26 protein-coding genes are annotated in these 16,264 nt (G+C 66.3%); all 26 read right to left on the bottom strand.

The genetic code is table 11. The features are described from left to right. Positions 1–1,500, bottom strand: a complete 1,500-nt coding sequence (locus ODE13_RS03245) for a sugar porter family MFS transporter (RefSeq protein ID WP_322477954.1) — start codon at positions 1,498–1,500, stop codon at positions 1–3. A gap of 210 nt (positions 1,501–1,710) precedes the next feature. Further along, positions 1,711–2,562 carry a tRNA pseudouridine(38-40) synthase TruA gene (gene truA, locus ODE13_RS03240; protein ID WP_322477953.1) on the bottom strand — a complete coding sequence of 284 codons (852 nt, stop codon included), beginning with the start codon at positions 2,560–2,562 and terminating at the stop codon, positions 1,711–1,713. Positions 2,563–2,695: 133 nt separating this feature from the next. Further along, positions 2,696–3,244, bottom strand: a complete 549-nt coding sequence (rplQ, locus tag ODE13_RS03235; RefSeq protein ID WP_322477952.1) for a 50S ribosomal protein L17 — start codon at positions 3,242–3,244, stop codon at positions 2,696–2,698. A gap of 78 nt (positions 3,245–3,322) precedes the next feature. Next, entirely contained in the window at positions 3,323–4,336 is a 1,014-nt protein-coding gene (locus tag ODE13_RS03230) for a DNA-directed RNA polymerase subunit alpha (protein WP_179540868.1), read from the bottom strand. 115 nt (positions 4,337–4,451) lie between these two features. Continuing rightward, positions 4,452–4,853, bottom strand: coding sequence for a 30S ribosomal protein S11 (gene rpsK / locus ODE13_RS03225; RefSeq protein WP_179540869.1), 402 nt, complete (start codon positions 4,851–4,853; stop codon positions 4,452–4,454). 79 nt (positions 4,854–4,932) lie between these two features. Further along, positions 4,933–5,301 (bottom strand): 30S ribosomal protein S13, encoded by a 369-nt coding sequence (gene rpsM / locus ODE13_RS03220; protein WP_179540870.1) that lies wholly within the window; start codon positions 5,299–5,301, stop codon positions 4,933–4,935. 239 nt (positions 5,302–5,540) lie between these two features. Next, positions 5,541–5,654 carry a 50S ribosomal protein L36 gene (gene rpmJ / locus ODE13_RS03215; RefSeq protein WP_179540871.1) on the bottom strand — a complete coding sequence of 38 codons (114 nt, stop codon included), beginning with the start codon at positions 5,652–5,654 and terminating at the stop codon, positions 5,541–5,543. Between the two features lie 11 nt (positions 5,655–5,665). After that, positions 5,666–5,887 (bottom strand): translation initiation factor IF-1, encoded by a 222-nt coding sequence (infA, locus tag ODE13_RS03210; protein WP_070162529.1) that lies wholly within the window; start codon positions 5,885–5,887, stop codon positions 5,666–5,668. A gap of 356 nt (positions 5,888–6,243) precedes the next feature. Then, positions 6,244–7,083 carry a type I methionyl aminopeptidase gene (map, locus tag ODE13_RS03205; RefSeq protein ID WP_416210532.1) on the bottom strand — a complete coding sequence of 280 codons (840 nt, stop codon included), beginning with the start codon at positions 7,081–7,083 and terminating at the stop codon, positions 6,244–6,246. Beyond that, entirely contained in the window at positions 7,083–7,652 is a 570-nt protein-coding gene (locus ODE13_RS03200) for an adenylate kinase (RefSeq protein ID WP_179540872.1), read from the bottom strand. Before ODE13_RS03200 ends, map begins: the two co-directional genes overlap by 1 nt. Next, entirely contained in the window at positions 7,649–8,956 is a 1,308-nt protein-coding gene (secY, locus tag ODE13_RS03195; RefSeq protein ID WP_179540873.1) for a preprotein translocase subunit SecY, read from the bottom strand. The genes ODE13_RS03200 and secY overlap by 4 nt, the downstream gene beginning before the upstream one ends. A gap of 239 nt (positions 8,957–9,195) precedes the next feature. Then, positions 9,196–9,684 carry a 50S ribosomal protein L15 gene (gene rplO / locus ODE13_RS03190; protein WP_179540874.1) on the bottom strand — a complete coding sequence of 163 codons (489 nt, stop codon included), beginning with the start codon at positions 9,682–9,684 and terminating at the stop codon, positions 9,196–9,198. Next, complete coding sequence (gene rpmD, locus ODE13_RS03185) at positions 9,684–9,914, bottom strand: 50S ribosomal protein L30 (protein WP_179540875.1); 231 nt, start codon at positions 9,912–9,914, stop codon at positions 9,684–9,686. Before rpmD ends, rplO begins: the two co-directional genes overlap by 1 nt. Further along, complete coding sequence (rpsE, locus tag ODE13_RS03180; RefSeq protein ID WP_378937580.1) at positions 9,911–10,624, bottom strand: 30S ribosomal protein S5; 714 nt, start codon at positions 10,622–10,624, stop codon at positions 9,911–9,913. The genes rpmD and rpsE overlap by 4 nt, the downstream gene beginning before the upstream one ends. A gap of 35 nt (positions 10,625–10,659) precedes the next feature. Further along, on the bottom strand, positions 10,660–11,031 hold the full coding sequence (gene rplR / locus ODE13_RS03175; protein WP_179540877.1) for a 50S ribosomal protein L18: 372 nt from the start codon (positions 11,029–11,031) through the stop codon (positions 10,660–10,662). A gap of 3 nt (positions 11,032–11,034) precedes the next feature. Then, entirely contained in the window at positions 11,035–11,571 is a 537-nt protein-coding gene (rplF, locus tag ODE13_RS03170) for a 50S ribosomal protein L6 (RefSeq protein WP_179540878.1), read from the bottom strand. A gap of 20 nt (positions 11,572–11,591) precedes the next feature. Next, a complete protein-coding gene (gene rpsH, locus ODE13_RS03165) occupies positions 11,592–11,990 on the bottom strand; it encodes a 30S ribosomal protein S8 (RefSeq protein ID WP_179540879.1) in 399 nt (132 codons plus the stop codon). Positions 11,991–12,101: 111 nt separating this feature from the next. After that, the gene (gene rplE, locus ODE13_RS03160; protein WP_322477951.1) at positions 12,102–12,680 is read right to left on the bottom strand and encodes a 50S ribosomal protein L5; all 579 of its coding nucleotides are present in this window, start codon (positions 12,678–12,680) and stop codon (positions 12,102–12,104) included. Then, the gene (gene rplX, locus ODE13_RS03155; protein WP_179540881.1) at positions 12,680–13,015 is read right to left on the bottom strand and encodes a 50S ribosomal protein L24; all 336 of its coding nucleotides are present in this window, start codon (positions 13,013–13,015) and stop codon (positions 12,680–12,682) included. The genes rplE and rplX overlap by 1 nt, the downstream gene beginning before the upstream one ends. A 3-nt stretch (positions 13,016–13,018) precedes the next feature. Next, positions 13,019–13,390: a 50S ribosomal protein L14 gene (gene rplN / locus ODE13_RS03150; protein WP_179540882.1), complete on the bottom strand. Its 372-nt coding sequence runs from the start codon at positions 13,388–13,390 to the stop codon at positions 13,019–13,021. 379 nt (positions 13,391–13,769) lie between these two features. Beyond that, positions 13,770–14,054 (bottom strand): 30S ribosomal protein S17, encoded by a 285-nt coding sequence (gene rpsQ, locus ODE13_RS03145; RefSeq protein ID WP_179540883.1) that lies wholly within the window; start codon positions 14,052–14,054, stop codon positions 13,770–13,772. Positions 14,055–14,056: 2 nt separating this feature from the next. Further along, positions 14,057–14,323 carry a 50S ribosomal protein L29 gene (gene rpmC / locus ODE13_RS03140; RefSeq protein ID WP_179540884.1) on the bottom strand — a complete coding sequence of 89 codons (267 nt, stop codon included), beginning with the start codon at positions 14,321–14,323 and terminating at the stop codon, positions 14,057–14,059. A 2-nt stretch (positions 14,324–14,325) separates the two neighbouring features. Continuing rightward, entirely contained in the window at positions 14,326–14,742 is a 417-nt protein-coding gene (gene rplP / locus ODE13_RS03135) for a 50S ribosomal protein L16 (RefSeq protein WP_179540885.1), read from the bottom strand. Continuing rightward, positions 14,742–15,554 carry a 30S ribosomal protein S3 gene (gene rpsC / locus ODE13_RS03130; protein ID WP_179540886.1) on the bottom strand — a complete coding sequence of 271 codons (813 nt, stop codon included), beginning with the start codon at positions 15,552–15,554 and terminating at the stop codon, positions 14,742–14,744. Before rpsC ends, rplP begins: the two co-directional genes overlap by 1 nt. Beyond that, positions 15,554–15,919, bottom strand: coding sequence for a 50S ribosomal protein L22 (gene rplV / locus ODE13_RS03125; RefSeq protein WP_322477950.1), 366 nt, complete (start codon positions 15,917–15,919; stop codon positions 15,554–15,556). Before rplV ends, rpsC begins: the two co-directional genes overlap by 1 nt. A 61-nt stretch (positions 15,920–15,980) precedes the next feature. Next, positions 15,981–16,262 (bottom strand): 30S ribosomal protein S19, encoded by a 282-nt coding sequence (gene rpsS / locus ODE13_RS03120; protein WP_179540888.1) that lies wholly within the window; start codon positions 16,260–16,262, stop codon positions 15,981–15,983. Positions 16,263–16,264 lie beyond the last annotated feature (2 nt).

Genomic DNA, 16,264 nt, shown 5'->3' with positions numbered 1-16,264 from the left:
TCAGCCCTGCTTCGAGTAGGCCCCCTCGGCCATGTCCTCGAGCTCACGCCCCTTGGTCTCCGGGACCCACTTCAGCACGAAGACCAGCGACAGCAGCGCGGAGACGGCGTAGAAGCCATAGGCGAAGACCAGCGACAGCTCCGCCATGGAGGGGAAGATCGTGGAGATCACGAAGTTGGCCGCCCAGTTCGCCGAGGCGGTCAGGCCCAGGGCGATCGCTCGGATGCGGTTGGGGAACATCTCTCCCAGCAGCAGCCACATGAACGGGCCCCAGGTGGCCCCGAAGAACAGCACGAACACGTTGGCCGAGATCAGCGCGACGATTCCCCAGGCTCCGGGCAGGCTGACGATCTCCTCCCCACCGGCGCCCTCGGCGACCGCGGCCTGGGAGAAGGCCACGGCCATCATGGCCAGACCTGCCGCCATGCCGGCCGAGCCGATCGCCAGCGGGATGCGGCGGCCCACTTTGTCCACGATCATGATGCCGACCACGGTGGCGATGATGTTCACCGTGGTGGTGATGACCTGGATGAGGAAGGACTGGTCCTCGGGGATCCCCACCGACTGCCAGAGGGTGTTCGAGTAGTAGAAGATCACGTTGATGCCCACGAACTGCTGGAAGACCGCCAGCCCCAGCCCGACCCACACAATGGGCATGACCTTCCCTGAGGCCAGCAGATCCCGGAGGCGCTGACGGGACTCCATATTGATGGTGCGGCTGATCTCGGAGATCTTCTCGCGCACCTCGGCCTCCCGAGTGAGCCCGACGACCTCGCGCAGCACCTTCGCGGCTCGGGTGTCGTCCCCACGCGAGACCAGATAGCGCGGAGATTCCGGGATGGAAGTGGCCAGCAGCCCGTAGATGAGCGCCGGGACGGACTCGATGATGAACATCCAGCGCCAGGCCTCCACGCCGAACCAGAGCTCGCCGGAGGCGCCGCCGGCCAGGCTGGAGATGAAGGCGTTGGAGACGGCGGCGGCGAAGATGCCGATGACGATGGCCAGCTGCCACAGCGAGCCCAGCCGACCGCGCAGATTGGTGGGCGCGACCTCAGCGATGTATGCGGGTGCGATGACCGAGGCCATGCCCACCCCGATGCCGCCGAGCACACGCCAGATGATCAGGTCCACGGTGTCCACCGCCAGGCCGGAGCCGAGCGCCGAGACGAAGAACGCGGCCGCCGCGATGAGCATGGCGCGCACGCGGCCGAGACGGTCGGAGAGGGCCCCGCCGATCCAGGCGCCGACCATGCAGCCGAGCAGCGCGGAGGAGACCGTGAAGCCGATCAGCACCTCCGAGAGGCCGAAGGTGTCCTGGATGGCGCCGACGGCGCCGTTGATCACGGCGGTGTCGAAGCCGAAGAGGAAGCCGCCGAACGCGGCGACCAGGACGACCCACGTCACGGCGGTGACCGCGGGATCCTGGGATCGGGTGGTGGTGCTCATCAGGAGGTGGTCCTTCGAGTCGACGGGGTCTGCGACCCATGATGCGCGGCCCATGAGCCACGTCGCAGACGGTGCGGAACTGTGGCACCCTACCGCACGCTCCAGAAAGCGCTTCCACTCCCCGCAGGAGCCTCGGATCCTGCCCACCCCGTCCTCCCGGCGGAAGCTGGGGCGACGTCGAGCCGTGACCCCGCCCACTGGGTGGGGAACATCACTTTGATGCACGCCCGGGGCTCGCTGCACGTCTCAGGTGCGGGCCGACCCTCAGGCCGGCGAGGTCGGACGGGTCGCCCGTGTCTGCTCCGCACGTGCGGCGAGCTGTTCCGCCTCCGGGTAAGCCACCGACTCCAGGACCAGTCCATGCGGTGCGGCCAGGCGGACCGCAGAGTCCCACTCAGGGGTACCTAGACGCCGCATCAGCCACCCCGGCTCCCGGCGCCCCTCCCCCACGTCCACGGCCGCGCCGATGAGCGCTCGGACCATGTGGTGGCAGAAGGCGTCGGCAGTGAGCCGAGCGGTGAGCACGCCGTCTTCGCCACGGGCGATGCTGAACTCCTGCAGTTCGCGGATGGTCGTGCCCCGCTCCCGGGGGCGGCAGAAGCTGCCGAAGTCATGGAGCCCGAGCAGCCCGGAGGTCTCCGCCGCCATCAGCGCGTCGTCGAGCCGGGCCCGGTGCCAGGCGGTGTCCCCGCGACGCAGCGGATCACGCCGGGCGCGCTCATCGGCGAGGCGGTACGTGTAGCTGCGGCTCAACGCCGAGAACCGCGCGTCGAAGGTCGGGGGAACCTCCGCGGCGGCACGGACGACGACGGCGCCCTCCTCAGGCGCGAGCACGCCGGCCAGTCGACGCAGGATCGCCGCCTGCGGGGGAATGTCCCGGCCTCGGGAGAGTCCCTCCCACTCGGCGCGCTGCAGGTCCAGGTGGACGACCTGGCCGCGAGCATGGACCCCGGCGTCGGTGCGGCCGGCGACGACGACCTTCACCGGGCGGCGGATCAGGGTGGCCAGCGCGTCGGTGAGCACTCCCTCCACAGTGCGCAGCCCGGGCTGGGCGGCCCAGCCGCGGTAGGCTCCGCCGTCGTAGGCCAGGTCGAGTCGGATCCTCACGTCTGTCATGGCCTCCAGGGTATCGGGCCGGACCGCCGTCACCGCAGACACGCAGGAGCCCCCGATCCCTGCAGGGATCGGGGGCTCCTGGCGCACCGGAGGCCGGTGGAGACGACTCACGAGGCCCTTAGGCCCCGGGGACTCACTTGTCCTCGGTCTCCTCGGAGGTCTCCTCCGTGGTCTCTTCGGCAGTGGGCTCCTCGGCGGCGGCCTCTTCGACCGGAGCCTCCTCGACCGGCTCCTCCTCGACCGGCGCCTCCTCGACCTGGGCGGCGGCGGCCTGCTCGGCCTCCTTCACCACAGCCTGCTTCGGGGAGACGGGCTCCATCACCAGTTCGATGACAGCCATCGGAGCGTTGTCGCCCTTGCGGTTGCCGATCTTGGTGATACGGGTGTAGCCACCCTCGCGCTCCGCCATGGCCGGGGCGATCACGGTGAACAGCTCGTGCACGATCGCCTGGTTGGTGGAGTTCTTGGCGCTCAGCTGCCCGACCACCTTGCGGCGAGCCGCGAGGTCGCCCTTCTTGGCGATGGTGATCAGGCGCTCGGCGTAGGGACGCAGGCGCTTGGCCTTGGTCACGGTGGTGGTGATCGAGCGGTGCTCGAACAGGCTGGCAGAGAGGTTCTGCAGCATCATCTTCTCGTGCGACGGGCTGCCGCCCAGGCGCGGTCCCTTGGTGGGAGTAGGCATGGTCTCGTTCTCCTTGGATGGTGCGCCGCCGGGTCACATCCCCTGCGACGCGCAGATGTTGTCGTGTGCGTCAGTCCCTCAGAACTGCTGCTCGCCCTCGAGGTACTCGCCCTCGCCCGCCTCCTGGAAGCGGGCCGCCGTCGGGTCGAAGCCCGCCGGGGAGTCCTTCAGGGACAGGCCGAGCTCCGTGAGCTTGTCCTTGACCTCGTCGATGGACTTCGCACCGAAGTTGCGGATGTCCATCAGGTCGGCCTCGGAGCGTGCCACGAGTTCACCCACGGTGTGGATGCCCTCGCGCTTGAGGCAGTTGTAGGAGCGCACGGTCAGCTCGAGGTCCTCGATGGGCAGAGCCATGTCGGCGGCGAGGGCGGCGTCGGTCGGCGACGGGCCGATCTCGATGCCCTCGGCGGCGACGTTGAGCTCACGAGCCAGTGAGAACAGCTCGACCAGCGTGGTGCCGGCCGAAGCCAGCGCGTCACGCGGCACGACGGACGGCTTGGTCTCGACGTCGACGATGAGCTTGTCAAAGTCGGTGCGCTGCTCGACACGGGTCGCCTCGACCTTGAAGCTGACCTTCAGGACCGGCGAGTAGATCGAGTCGACCGGGATGCGGCCGATCTCCGAGTCGCCGGCCTTGTTCTGCGAGGCCGAGACGTAGCCGCGGCCGCGCTCGACGGTCAGCTCCAGGTCCAACTTGCCGTCCTCGTTGAGGGTGGCCAGGTGGAGCTCCGGGTTGTGGATCTCCACACCTGCCGGCGGGGTGATGTCCGCGGCGGTCACCTCCCCCGGACCCTCCTTGCGCAGGTAGGCGACGACGGGCTCGTCGTGCTCCGAGGAGACGGAGAGCCGCTTGACGTTGAGGACGAGCTCAGTCACGTCCTCCTTGGCACCGGCGATGGTGGTGAACTCGTGGAGCACGCCGTCGATCCGGATGCTGGTCACCGCGGCGCCAGGGATGGAGGACAGCAGGGTGCGACGCAATGAGTTGCCCAGGGTGTAGCCGAAGCCCGGCTCCAGGGGCTCGATGATGAAGCGGGAACGGTTGTCTGCGACGACTTCTTCGGTCAGCGTGGGGCGCTGTGCAATGAGCACTGGTGGTTCCTTTCAGAGTGCATCCGCTATATGACGCAGTCTCAGCGATGATGATGCTCATCCCCGCCGCGACCAGGGAGGTCGCGGCGGGGATCATTGTCCTGGAGAAGGTCGCTCAGACGCGACGGCGCTTCGGCGGGCGGCAGCCGTTGTGCGCGCTCGGGGTGACGTCCGAGATGGAGCCGACCTCGAGACCGGCGGCCTGCAGGGAGCGGATGGCGGTCTCACGACCGGAACCCGGGCCCTTGACGAAGACGTCGACCTTGCGCATGCCGTGCTCCTGGGCACGCTTGGCAGCCTGCTCGGCGGCCATCTGCGCGGCGTACGGGGTGGACTTGCGGGAGCCCTTGTGGCCGACCTCGCCCGACGACGCCCACGAGATCACGGCGCCGGTGGGATCCGTGATGGAGACGATCGTGTTGTTGAAGGTCGACTTGATGTGGGCCTGGCCCTGGGTGATGTTTTTGCTGGCCTTGCGGCGCGGCTTGCGTGCCGCTGCGCGGGTCTTGGGGGGCATATTCTCTCCGTGACTCAGTTGATCTGATCTGCGTGTGCCGGCCGGTCCGACGGACTCAGGCCGAGGGCATCACGTCGAACTACTTCTTCTTGCCTGCGACGGTGCGCTTCGGACCCTTGCGGGTGCGGGCGTTGGTCTTGGTGCGCTGACCGCGGACCGGCAGACCACGACGGTGGCGCAGGCCCTGGTAGGAACCGATCTCGACCTTGCGGCGGATGTCTGCGGCGACCTCACGACGGAGGTCACCCTCGACGGTGAAGCTGCCTTCGATGTAGTCACGCAGAGCGACCAGCTGCTCGTCAGTCAGGTCCTTGACGCGGGTGTCCGGGGCGATCCCGGTGGCCTCGATGGCCAGGTTGGCGCGTGTCTTGCCGACGCCGTAGATGTAAGTGAGTGCGATCACCGTGCGCTTCTCGCGCGGGATGTCCACACCAGCCAGACGTGCCATATGGCAGTCCTCCTCTTTCTAGTCCGAAGGTCTCAAGCAGTGCGTTCCCTCTGGGACCCTCCCGATGCGGGCGTCGGGGGCGTCCGGCGTCGGAGGTGACGCCGTCAGCGGGTCTCCGGCCTTCGGCAACCGGAGGTGTGTCCGTGCAGCTCATCCACGGACTGCACTGCTATTCATCATTGAGCTGTGGTCGAGCGCGCGGGCGCCCTCACTTCATCGTGTGCAGAATGGTGAGGAGCTCAGCCCTGGCGCTGCTTGTGGCGCGGATTCTTGCAGATCACACGGATCACGCCGTTGCGGCGGATCACTTTGCAGTCAGTGCAGATCTGCTTCACGCTGGGGTGAACCTTCATGACTTTCCTCTTTACTTGTAGCGGTAGACGATACGTCCACGGTTGAGGTCATACGGGCTCATCTCCACCACGACCCGGTCCTCGGGAAGGATCCGGATGTAGTGCTGGCGCATCTTGCCCGAGATCGTGGCAAGCACCACGTGGTCGTTCTCCAGACGCACACGGAACATCGCGTTGGGAAGGGCCTCGGTCACCCGGCCCTCCACCTCGATCACACCTTCTTTTTTACCCATATGCTCCACACCGTTCGCGACTCCCCCGTCTGGTGCCCGCGCGAGGCCGACGGCGCCCGCATATCTGACCGAGGACGGCGCGACGCACCGTCTGGCCCGTGATCATGAGGAATGATGCCGCCGCGCACATGTGCGGGCCGGGAGAATCTGGTTCTGTTTCTGACAGACGCCGCTGAGCCTCGCCGACCTGAGGACCGGGAGCGCATGACGCCCGCCGGTCTGCGGGCACGGCTGAACCACAGAGACAACCAGCAGTCAATCCTACCTGACGCGGGTCGGCCCGGCAATTCAATGGAATCTGAGGGCCTCTGCCACGTGCCCAGCTGATGTCTCGGGTGCCAGGAAGCAGGGCCGGATCAGCTGAGGGGAACGGGGGTGATGCCCAGCGGCTCCAGTTCGGAGGCGCCGCCGTCGGCAGCGGTGAGGACCCAGATCCCGCCCTCATGCCGGGCCACCGAGTGCTCCCACTGGCTGGCACGGCTGCCGTCGTCGGTCACCACGGTCCAGTCGTCGTCGAGCACCCGGGTCTCGATTCCCCCACGGGTCAGCATCGGTTCGATGGCCAGCGCGAGCCCGGGCCTGATCTTCGTGCCCTTCATACCGGTGGCATAGTTGAAGACATCGGGCGGCAGATGCATGGCGGAACCGATCCCGTGGCCGACGTAGTCCTCCAGGATGCCGAGCCGCTCCCCCGGCTGGGAGACCACGTACTCCTCGACGGCCTCCCCGATCTCCCCCACATGTCGGGCGACGGCGAACGCTGCGATCCCCCGCCACATCGCCTGGCGAGTGATCTCCGAAAGGCGCTCGTCCCCGGCGTCGGCGGTGCCCTCGGCAGAGGAGCCCAGGATCACGGTGCGCGCCGAGTCGGAATGCCAGCCATCGATGATGCAGCCGCCGTCGATCTTCAGCACATCCCCGGGCTGCAGGACTCGGCCACCGGGTATCCCGTGCACCACCTCGTCATTGACCGAGGCACAGATGTGCGCGGGGAACCCGTGGTAGTTCAGGAAGTTGGGCTTCGCCTCGTGGGCGGCCAGCACCTCGGCGAAGATCGCATCCAGCTCCGCCGTGGTCCGCCCCGGCTCTGCGGCAGCGACGGCGGCATCGAGCGCCTCACACAGCACGGATCCGGCGGCGTCCATCGACGCGAGCTGCTCCGGGGTCTTCAGCTCCACCCGGGGACGCGAAAACATCAGGAGCGGATCGCTTCCATGATGCGGCTGTTGACCTCATCGATGGCGCCGAGGCCGTCCACCTGACGCAGCAGCCCACGGGAGTCGTACGCGGAGATCATCGGCGCGGTCTCGGTCTGGAAGAGCTCGAGACGACGGCGGATGGCGTCCTCATCGGCGTCGTCCTCACGGCCTTCGATCTCGGCACGCCTCTTCAGCCGCTGGGTCAGCTCCTCGCGGTCGGCGGTGAGCTCCAGGACGACGTCGAGCTCCACGCCCAGGCGAGAGAGCATCTCGTCCAGGGCGGTGACCTGGGTGCGGTTGCGTGGGTAGCCGTCCAGCAGGAAGCCCTCCTGCGCGTCCTCCCAGGAGAGGCGGTCCTCCACCATGCGGTTGGTCACCGAGTCCGGGACCAGCTCACCGGCGTCGACGTACTTCTGAGCCTCCTGGCCCAGCTCCGTCTGGCCCTTGATGTTGGCACGGAAGATGTCACCGGTGGAGATGGCCACGATGCCAAGCTCCTCGGAGATCCTCTTCGACTGGGTTCCCTTGCCCGACCCCGCGGGTCCGACGATCAGCATTCTCGTCATCGCAGCAGCCCTTCGTAGTTCCTCTGTTCCATCTGAGCGTTGATCTGCTTCACGGTGGTCAGACCCACACCCACCATGATGAGGATGGAGGTTCCACCGAACGGGAAGTTCTGGTTGGCCCCGATCAGCACGAAGGCGATGAGCGGGATCAGGGCGATGAAGCCCAGGTACAGCGAACCAGGGAAGGTGATGCGCGAGATCACGTAGGCCAGATAGCCCTCCGTGGGCCGACCGGCCCGGATGCCCGGGATGAAGCCGCCGTACTTGCGCATGTTCTCGGCAACCTCGTTCGGGTTGAACGTGATCGTCACGTAGAAGTAGGTGAAGCCGATGGTCAGCAGGAAGAAGACCGCCATGTAGACGGGGTGGGTGCCGCCGGAGAAGTAGGTCTGCACCAGGTTCGAGAACCAGCCGGGCTCCTCCCCCGGAGCAGGCTGGTTGAACTGCAGATACACCGAGGGGAGCATCAGCACCGAGGAGGAGAAGATGACCGGGATGACGCCGGCCATGTTGACCTTGATCGGGATGTAGGTCGAGGTGCCGCCCACGGTGCGGCGGCCGACCTGACGCTTGGCGTACTGGACCGGCACGCGGCGCTGGGACTGCTCGACGAAGACGACCGCCGTGATGGTCACCAGTCCGATCAGCATCACGATGGCGAACGTCCGCCAGCCCTGGACGGTCCAGATCTCGCCCATCGCGCCCGGGAAGCCGGCGGCGATGGAGACGAAGATGAGGATCGACATGCCGTTGCCGACACCGCGCTCGGTGATCTGCTCACCGAGCCACATGATCAGGGCCACGCCGGAGGTCATCACCAGGATCATCAGGACGATCACCCACAGGGAGTCGTCCGGGATGATCGGGATGTCGCATCCGAGCAGAGCGCCGGAACGCGCCGTGGCAACCAGCGTGGTGGCATTGAGCGTGGCGAGACCGATGGTCAGATAGCGGGTGTACTGGGTCAGCTTCGCCTGGCCCTGCGCACCTTCGCGCTGGAGGTTCTCGAACCGTGGGATGACCACCCGCAGCAGCTGCACGATGATGGCCGCAGTAATGTAGGGCATGATGCCCAGCGCGAAGACTGACACCTGAAGCATCGCACCGCCGGAGAACATGTTCACGAAGGAGTACACGCCTCCTTCGGTGGTGCCCAGCTCAAGGCACTGCTGGACGGCGCCGTAGTCCACCCCGGGGGCCGGGACGAAGGCTCCGATGCGGTAGATCGTGATGATCCCGATCGTGAACCAGATCTTACGGCGCAGGTCGGGCGTCTTGAACACCCTGGCTAGTGCGCTGAACAAGCGTCCTCCTGTGGATGGTGCCTCGGCATGGCGACAGTGCGAAGCCACCGGGGTCCGGCGGCCACACAAGTAGCCATACTAACGTCACATGCGGGGCCTGCGAGAATCCTGCCCGAACCTCAGCCCGTCACCGGGCGCTCCCGGGCGGCTTCAGCGAGGCAGAACGATGCAGGGGCTGACGATGCACGACGGCCCCCGTCGCACGCGACGGGGGCCGTCATACATCAGCGTCGAGCCGTTCAGCCCTGAGCCGGACGAAGGTCCAGCTTCTCGACCGAACCTCCGGCCGTGGTGATCTTCTCCTCGGCGGAGGCGGAGAAGGCGTGAGCCTTCACCTGCACCGCGGCGGAGATCTCACCGGAGCCGAGGACCTTCACGGGGCGGCCCTTCTTGGCCGCACCCTTGGAGATGAGGATCTCCGGAGTCACCTCGCCGCCCTCGGGGAAGAGCTCCCCGAGGGTGGACAGGTTCACCGGAGAGAACTCGACCCGGTTGGGGTTCTTGAATCCGCGCAGCTTCGGAAGGCGCATGTGCAGCGGAAGCTGCCCACCCTCGAAGCCGGCACGGACCTGATAACGGGCCTTGGTGCCCTTGGTGCCGCGACCTGCCGTCTTGCCCTTGGAGGCCTCACCACGACCCACACGAGTGCGGGCCTTCTTGGAGCCGGGGGCCGGACGCAGGTCGTGGACCTTGAGGACGTCGGACCCGGCAGCGTTGTTCTCTGCCATCACTTGGCCTCCTCGACATTCACGAGATGCTTCACACTGTTCAGCATGCCCACGGTGACGGCGTCGGCGTCTCGGACCACAGTGTGGCCGATCCGCTTCAGGCCCAGCGAACGCACGGTGTCACGGTGCTTCGGCGTGGCGCCGATGGTGGACTTCTTCTGGGTGATCTCCAGCTTACGGTCGCCGGGGACCAGGTTCTTGGCGGTGGTGTAGTTGACAGTCACCCTCATGCACCTGCCTTCTGCGCACGGGCCTCGCGGTCCGCCTCCATGGTGCGGAGCATCGGGGCCGGTGCAACCTCGTCGAGGGCCTTGCCGCGGCGTGCCGCCACGGCCTGGGGCTCCTCGAGCTGCTTCAGCGCGTCGATAGTGCCGTGCACGATGTTGATCGCGTTCACCGAGCCCATGGACTTGGTGAGCACGTCGTGGATGCCTGCGCACTCCAGCACGGCACGGACCGGACCACCGGCGATCACACCGGTACCCGGGGATGCCGGACGCAGCAGCACGACGCCGGCTGCGTCCTCACCGGTGACCAGGTGCGGGATGGTGGAGCCGACGCGCGGAACGCGGAAGAAGTTCTTCTTGGCCTCCTCCACGCCCTTCTGGATCGCGGCGGGCACCTCCTTGGCCTTGCCGTAGCCGACGCCGACCATGCCGTCACCGTCGCCGACGACGACCAGGGCGGTGAAGCTGAAGCGACGACCACCCTTGACGACCTTGGAGACGCGGTTGATGGTCACGACGCGCTCGAGGAACTTGTCCCGATCATCGTCGCGGGCGCCGCGGCCTCGGCCCTCGCCGCGACCACGCCCACGGCCACCACGGCCGCCGCGCTCGTCACGACCGCCTCGACCGGAGCCCTTGTCAGCGGCCTGCTGGGTCTCGCCGGCCTGCGGCTGCTGAGCAGCCTGGGCGGCGTTCTCGTTGGCCTCAGTCACAGATGAGTCCTTCACAGTGTTGTCGGTGTTCTCACTCACAGCTTCAGACCACCCTCCCGAGCCCCGTCAGCGACGGCGGCCACGCGACCGTGGTACTTGTTGCCGCCGCGGTCGAAGACCACAGCGCCGATGCCGGCGGCCTGGGCGCGCTCGGCGATCAGCTCGCCGACCTTCTTCGCCTTGGCGGTCTTGTCACCGTCGAAGCTGCGCAGGTCCGCCTCCATCGTCGTGGCGGAGACCAGCGTGCGGCTGCGGGCGTCGTCGACGACCTGAGCCACCATGTGGCGGGCGGAACGGGTGACCACCAGGCGCGGACGCTCGGCGGACCCGCTGATCTTCTTGCGCAGGCGGAGGTGGCGACGGCCGCGGGCAGCGGACTTCGACTTGCCCTTGATACCAATAGCCATGCGTTACTTACCTGCCTTTCCGGCCTTGCGGCGAATCTGCTCGCCCTCGTAGCGCACGCCTTTGCCCTTGTACGGGTCAGGCTTGCGCAGCTTGCGGATGTTGGCGGCGACTTCGCCGACCTGCTGCTTGTCGATGCCGGAGACCGCGAGCTTGGTGGCACCCTCGACCTGGAAGGTGATGCCCACGGGGGCCGTCACCTGGATCGGGTGCGAGTAGCCCAGGGCGAACTCGAGGTCCGAGCCCTTGGCCTGCACCCGGTAGCCGGTGCCGACGATCTCAAGCTTCTTGATGTAGCCCTCGGTCACACCGATGATCATGTTGTTGATCAAAGTGCGGGTCAGGCCGTGCAGCGAGCGGGATTCGCGCTCATCGTCGGGGCGGGTCACCGTGATGGTGCCCTCCTCAACGGTGACGCCGATGCCCTCGGAGAGGGTGCGGTGGAGCTCGCCCTTGGAGCCCTTCACGGAGATCTCACGGCCATCGAGGGAGACCTCGACGCCGGCAGGGATGGTGATCGGAAGACGACCGATGCGTGACATTGTGCTTCGACTCCTTCCGGTTACCAGACGTAGGCGAGGACTTCCCCGCCGACGCCCTTCTTGGCAGCCTGCCGGTCCGTGAGCAGACCGGAAGAGGTGGACAGGATCGCGATGCCCAGACCGCCCAGCACGTGCGGGAGGTTGTTGGACTTCGCATACACCCGGAGGCCGGGCTTGGAGATGCGGCGCAGGCCGGCGATCGAACGCTCACGGTTCGGGCCGAACTTGAGGTCGATGGCCAGGGTCTTTCCGACCTCGGCCTCCTCCTCGCGCCATTCGGTGATGTAACCCTCGGCCTTGAGGATGTCGGCCACCCGCACCTTCAGCTTGGAGCTGGGCATGGAGACCTGGTCGTGGTAGGCCGAGTTCGCGTTGCGCAGACGCGTCAGCATGTCTGCGACTGGATCAGTCATTGTCATGTGGGGCGTGTGCCCTTCCTCACCGCGGTTTCCGATCTCCGAAGGAACTCGTCGAACCCGGACCGGCCGGGTGCGATGGAACCTCTGGTGAAAGGACCTGCGGCGTAGTGTTTACTGTTCGGTCTTGAAGGGGAAGCCGAGCGCCTTCAGCAGCGCGCGACCCTCGTCATCGGTCTTGGCGGTGGTCACCACAGTGATGTCCATGCCTCGGGCGCGATCGATCGAGTCCTGATCGATCTCGTGGAACACCGCCTGCTCGGTCAGGCCGAACGTGTAGTTGCCGTTGCCGTCGAACTGCTTGGGGCTCAGGCCGCGGAAGTCACGGATGCGCGGCAGCGCCAGCGTGACGAGGCGGTCGATGAACTCCCACATGCGGTCCCCGCGCAGCGTGGTGTGTGTGCCGATCGGCTGGCCCTCACGCAGCTTGAACTGCGCGATGGACTTGCGGGCGCGAGTGACCTTCGGCTTCTGGCCGGTGATGTTGGTCAGGTCACGCACGGCACCGTCGATGAGCTTGGAGTCGCGTGCGGCTTCGCCGACACCCATGTTGACCACGACCTTGACCAGGCCGGGGACCTCCATGACGTTGCCGTAGCCGAACTCGACCTGCAGCGCGTCGCGGATCTCGGAGCGGTACTTGTTCTTCAGACGGGGGGTGATCTTCTTGGTCACGCTCTGCACCTCGGTCATCACAGGTCCTTTCCGGAGGCCTTGGCGTAGCGGACCCGCACAGTCTTGGTGCGGCCGTCACGCTCGACGGTCTCCTCCCGGTAGCCGACGCGGGTGGTCTTGCCCGTCTCCGGGTCCACCAGGGCGACGTTGGAGATGTGGATGGCGGCCTCGGACTCGACGATGCCGCCCTCGGTGTTGCCGAACTGGCCGGCACGGAGGTGACGCTTCATCCGGTTGACGCCCTCGACGACGACGCGCTCCTTCGCAGGGTGCACCTCGAGGACCTTGCCCTGCTTACCGCGGTCCTTGCCGCTGAGCACCTGGACGAGGTCGTCCTTCTTGATCTTTGCCATGGGTCAGAGCACCTCCGGCGCGAGAGAGACGATCTTCATGAACTTCTTGTCGCGCAGTTCACGACCCACCGGCCCGAAGATTCGGGTGCCGCGGGGCTCCGGAGTCTCACCCTTGAGGATGACGGCAGCATTCTCATCGAAGCTGATGTAGGAGCCGTCGTTGCGGCGGGTCTTCTTCTTGGAACGGACGAGCACAGCCTTGACGACGTCGCCCTTCTTGACGTTGCCGCCGGGGATGGCGTCCTTGACGGTGGCGACGAATGTGTCGCCGATGCCTGCGTAGCGGCGTCCGGAACCGCCGAGCACACGGATGACCAAGAGTTCCTTGGCACCGGTGTTGTCAGCGATCTTCAGCCGCGATTCCTGCTGGATCACGTGGATATCTCCTGTCGTCTCGCCGGTTCTCGTCGTCCATCCGACGAGCCTTGCGGAACTTCTTCGGGAACACTCCCCCGCCGCTTACCCCCGTGGTCTGTCGCGTCGAGCGCGACCTGTCACTGTCCACGGGGCCGAGGCGGCTCTGGGGGACATGCGCTTTCCTCGACTCCCCCGGCCGGATGGCCGGCGATGAGAGCCCGCGGGATGGATGGTCCCGCTATAAGGGCGCACAAGCTCAATATCATACCTGAAAACAGTTCGGGACCCAACTCACCGCGGTGAGTCGGGTCCCGAACGGTATGACGGCCCGAGGGCCGAGGCCCCCGCGCGGCCTTCCTGCGAGGGAAGGCGGGACGGAAAGTCGATCAGCTGCTGATCACTTGGCCTTCTCGATGATCCGCACCAGACGCCAGCGCTTGGTCGCCGAGAGCGGACGGGTCTCCGAGATCTGCACGGTGTCGCCGATGCCGGCCTCACCGTTCTCGTCGTGGGCCTTGAACTTCGAGTGCCGCTTCATGACCTTCCCGTACAGGGAGTGCTTCCGGCGGTCCTCGACCTCGACCACGATGGTCTTGTCCATCTTGTCGGACACGACGACACCGCGCAGGTTCTTGCGGTAGTTGCGCTCAGTGCCCTGTGCTTCTGTGGTGTTCTCGCTCATGATCAGTCCTCAGCCTTCTCTTCAGTGGACTCCGCCTCCGCGCCGACCACCTCGCGGATGCCCAGCTCACGCTCCCGAAGGACGGTGTAGATCCGGGCGATGTCGCGCTTGACGGCCTTCAGGCGGCTGGAGTTCTCCAGCTGACCGGTGGCGGACTGGAAGCGCAGGTTGAACAGCTCCTCCTTGGCGCTGCGCAGCTGCACAGCCAGCGAAGCGTCGTCCATGGTCGAGAGCTTCTCAACCGTCAGATCCTTCGATCCAACTGCCATCGTCACTCACCACTCTCTCGGCTGATCACGCGTGCCTTCATCGGCAGCTTGTGGATTGCCAGACGCAGGGCCTCTTTGGCCACCTCGTCGCTGACACCGGACAGCTCGAACATCACACGTCCGGGCTTGACATTGGCGACCCACCACTCGGGCGAACCCTTACCGGAGCCCATGCGGACCTCGGCAGGCTTCTTGGTGATCGGCTGGTCCGGGTAGATGTTGATCCACACCTTTCCGCCTCGCTTGATGTAGCGGGTCATCGCGATACGTGCCGACTCGATCTGGCGGTTGGTCACGTAGGCGTGGCTCAGGGCCTGGATGCCGTACTCGCCGAAAGCGAGTTCGGTGCCGCCCTTGGCCTGGCCGCGGCGCTTGGGCTTGTGCGGCTTGCGGTACTTGACTCGACGGGGCATCAGCATCAGCTCTGTCCTCCTTCTGCTGAAGACTCGGCAGTCTGGCCCTGCTGGTCACGGCTGCGACCGCCACGACGACGACGCTCACCGCCACCGGGGCCACCGCCACCGGGGCCTCCACGACCGCCGCGACCGCCCCGGCCCGAAGGCTGGGAGGCCTGCTGGGCCGCGAGCTCCTTGGCGGTCAGGTCACCCTTGTAGACCCAGACCTTGACGCCGATGCGACCGAAGGTGGTCTTGGCCTCGTGCCTGCCGAAGTCGATGTTGGCGCGCAGGGTGTGCAGGGGCACACGACCTTCGCGGTAGAACTCCGAACGCGACATCTCCGCACCGCCCAGACGGCCGGCGCACTGGATGCGGATGCCCTTGGCACCGGCACGCATGGCCGAGGAGATGGCCTTCTTCATCGCGCGGCGGAACGCCACACGCGAAGCAAGCTGCTCCGCCACACCCTGGGCGACCAGCTGAGCGTCAGTCTCGGGGTTCTTGACCTCGAGGATGTTCAGCTGGATCTGCTTCCCGCTGAGCTTCTCGAGCTCACCACGGATGCGGTCGGCCTCGGCACCCCGCCGGCCGATCACGATGCCCGGACGCGCAGTGTGGATGTCCACACGGACGCGGTCACGGGTGCGCTCGATCTCGACCTTGGAGATGCCGGCACGCTCGACGCTCTTGTTCAGCAGCTCCCGGATCTGGACATCTTCCTTCACGAAGTCCTTGTACCGCTGACCAGGCTTGCTGGAGTCGGCGTACCAGTGGGAGACGTGGTCAGTGGTGATGCCCAGACGGAAACCGTTGGGGTTGATCTTCTGTCCCACTACTGATCCCCACCTTTCTCTTCCGGACCGACCACGACGCTGACGTGGCTGGTGCGCTTGTTGATGCGGTAGGCCCGACCCTGGGCACGCGGACGGAACCGCTTCATGGTCGGTCCCTCGTCCACACGGGCCTCGGTGACGTAGTAGTCGTCCTCGTTGAAGGCGACACCGGCCTTGTCGGCGTGCTGGCGGGCGTTCGCCAGCGCGGACGCCACCACCTTGTACACCGGCTCAGAGGCAGCCTGCGGGGCGAACTGGAGAATCGCCAGCGCCTCGTTGGCCTGCTTGCCGCGGACAAGGTCGACGACGCGCCGGGCCTTCATAGGCGTCACACGCAGGTAGCGCGCAATTGCCTTGGCTTCCATTGCTTTCCTTCTCTCGTCTCTCGATAGAAGAGGCTCACGTTCACTCATCCCGATCAGGGGATCAGCGACGCTTGCCCTTCTTGTCGTCCTTCACATGGCCGCGGTACGTGCGGGTCAGAGCAAATTCGCCGAGCTTGTGCCCGACCATCGACTCGGTGATGAAGACCGGAATGTGCTTGCGCCCGTCATGCACGGCGATCGTGTGACCGAGCATGTCCGGGATGATCATGGAACGGCGGGACCAGGTCTTGATGACGTTCTTGGTGCCCTTTTCGTTCTCAGCGACCACCTTCAGATACAGGTGCTGATCAACGAAGGGGCCCTTCTTCAAGCTGCGTGGCATGT

Origin of the sequence: Nesterenkonia sp. HG001, assembly GCF_034438835.1 — a bacterium.
GTDB classification, from domain to species: domain Bacteria; phylum Actinomycetota; class Actinomycetes; order Actinomycetales; family Micrococcaceae; genus Nesterenkonia; species Nesterenkonia xinjiangensis.
The sequence above is the reverse complement of the archived record's forward strand: the minus strand, read 5'-3'. Positions and strand labels throughout refer to the sequence as shown.

Excerpts from the sequence above, each read along its gene's own strand:
- ODE13_RS03245 (WP_322477954.1), bottom strand. The coding sequence starts at position 1,500 with ATGGGCCGCGCATCATGGGTCGCAGACCCCGTCGACTCGAAGGACCAC.
- truA (WP_322477953.1), bottom strand. The coding sequence starts at position 2,562 with ATGACAGACGTGAGGATCCGACTCGACCTGGCCTACGACGGCGGAGCC.
- rplQ (WP_322477952.1), bottom strand. The coding sequence starts at position 3,244 with ATGCCTACTCCCACCAAGGGACCGCGCCTGGGCGGCAGCCCGTCGCAC.
- rpsK (WP_179540869.1), bottom strand. The coding sequence starts at position 4,853 with ATGCCCCCCAAGACCCGCGCAGCGGCACGCAAGCCGCGCCGCAAGGCC.
- rpsM (WP_179540870.1), bottom strand. The coding sequence starts at position 5,301 with ATGGCACGTCTGGCTGGTGTGGACATCCCGCGCGAGAAGCGCACGGTG.
- rpmJ (WP_179540871.1), bottom strand. The coding sequence starts at position 5,654 with ATGAAGGTTCACCCCAGCGTGAAGCAGATCTGCACTGACTGCAAAGTG.
- infA (WP_070162529.1), bottom strand. The coding sequence starts at position 5,887 with ATGGGTAAAAAAGAAGGTGTGATCGAGGTGGAGGGCCGGGTGACCGAG.
- map (WP_416210532.1), bottom strand. The coding sequence starts at position 7,083 with ATGTTTTCGCGTCCCCGGGTGGAGCTGAAGACCCCGGAGCAGCTCGCG.
- ODE13_RS03200 (WP_179540872.1), bottom strand. The coding sequence starts at position 7,652 with ATGACGAGAATGCTGATCGTCGGACCCGCGGGGTCGGGCAAGGGAACC.
- rplO (WP_179540874.1), bottom strand. The coding sequence starts at position 9,684 with ATGGCAGAGAACAACGCTGCCGGGTCCGACGTCCTCAAGGTCCACGAC.
- rpmD (WP_179540875.1), bottom strand. The coding sequence starts at position 9,914 with ATGAGGGTGACTGTCAACTACACCACCGCCAAGAACCTGGTCCCCGGC.
- rplR (WP_179540877.1), bottom strand. The coding sequence starts at position 11,031 with ATGGCTATTGGTATCAAGGGCAAGTCGAAGTCCGCTGCCCGCGGCCGT.
- rplF (WP_179540878.1), bottom strand. The coding sequence starts at position 11,571 with ATGTCACGCATCGGTCGTCTTCCGATCACCATCCCTGCCGGCGTCGAG.
- rpsH (WP_179540879.1), bottom strand. The coding sequence starts at position 11,990 with ATGACAATGACTGATCCAGTCGCAGACATGCTGACGCGTCTGCGCAAC.
- rplE (WP_322477951.1), bottom strand. The coding sequence starts at position 12,680 with ATGACCGAGGTGCAGAGCGTGACCAAGAAGATCACCCCCCGTCTGAAG.
- rplX (WP_179540881.1), bottom strand. The coding sequence starts at position 13,015 with ATGGCAAAGATCAAGAAGGACGACCTCGTCCAGGTGCTCAGCGGCAAG.
- rpsQ (WP_179540883.1), bottom strand. The coding sequence starts at position 14,054 with ATGAGCGAGAACACCACAGAAGCACAGGGCACTGAGCGCAACTACCGC.
- rpmC (WP_179540884.1), bottom strand. The coding sequence starts at position 14,323 with ATGGCAGTTGGATCGAAGGATCTGACGGTTGAGAAGCTCTCGACCATG.
- rplP (WP_179540885.1), bottom strand. The coding sequence starts at position 14,742 with ATGCTGATGCCCCGTCGAGTCAAGTACCGCAAGCCGCACAAGCCCAAG.
- rplV (WP_322477950.1), bottom strand. The coding sequence starts at position 15,919 with ATGGAAGCCAAGGCAATTGCGCGCTACCTGCGTGTGACGCCTATGAAG.
- rpsS (WP_179540888.1), bottom strand. The coding sequence starts at position 16,262 with ATGCCACGCAGCTTGAAGAAGGGCCCCTTCGTTGATCAGCACCTGTAT.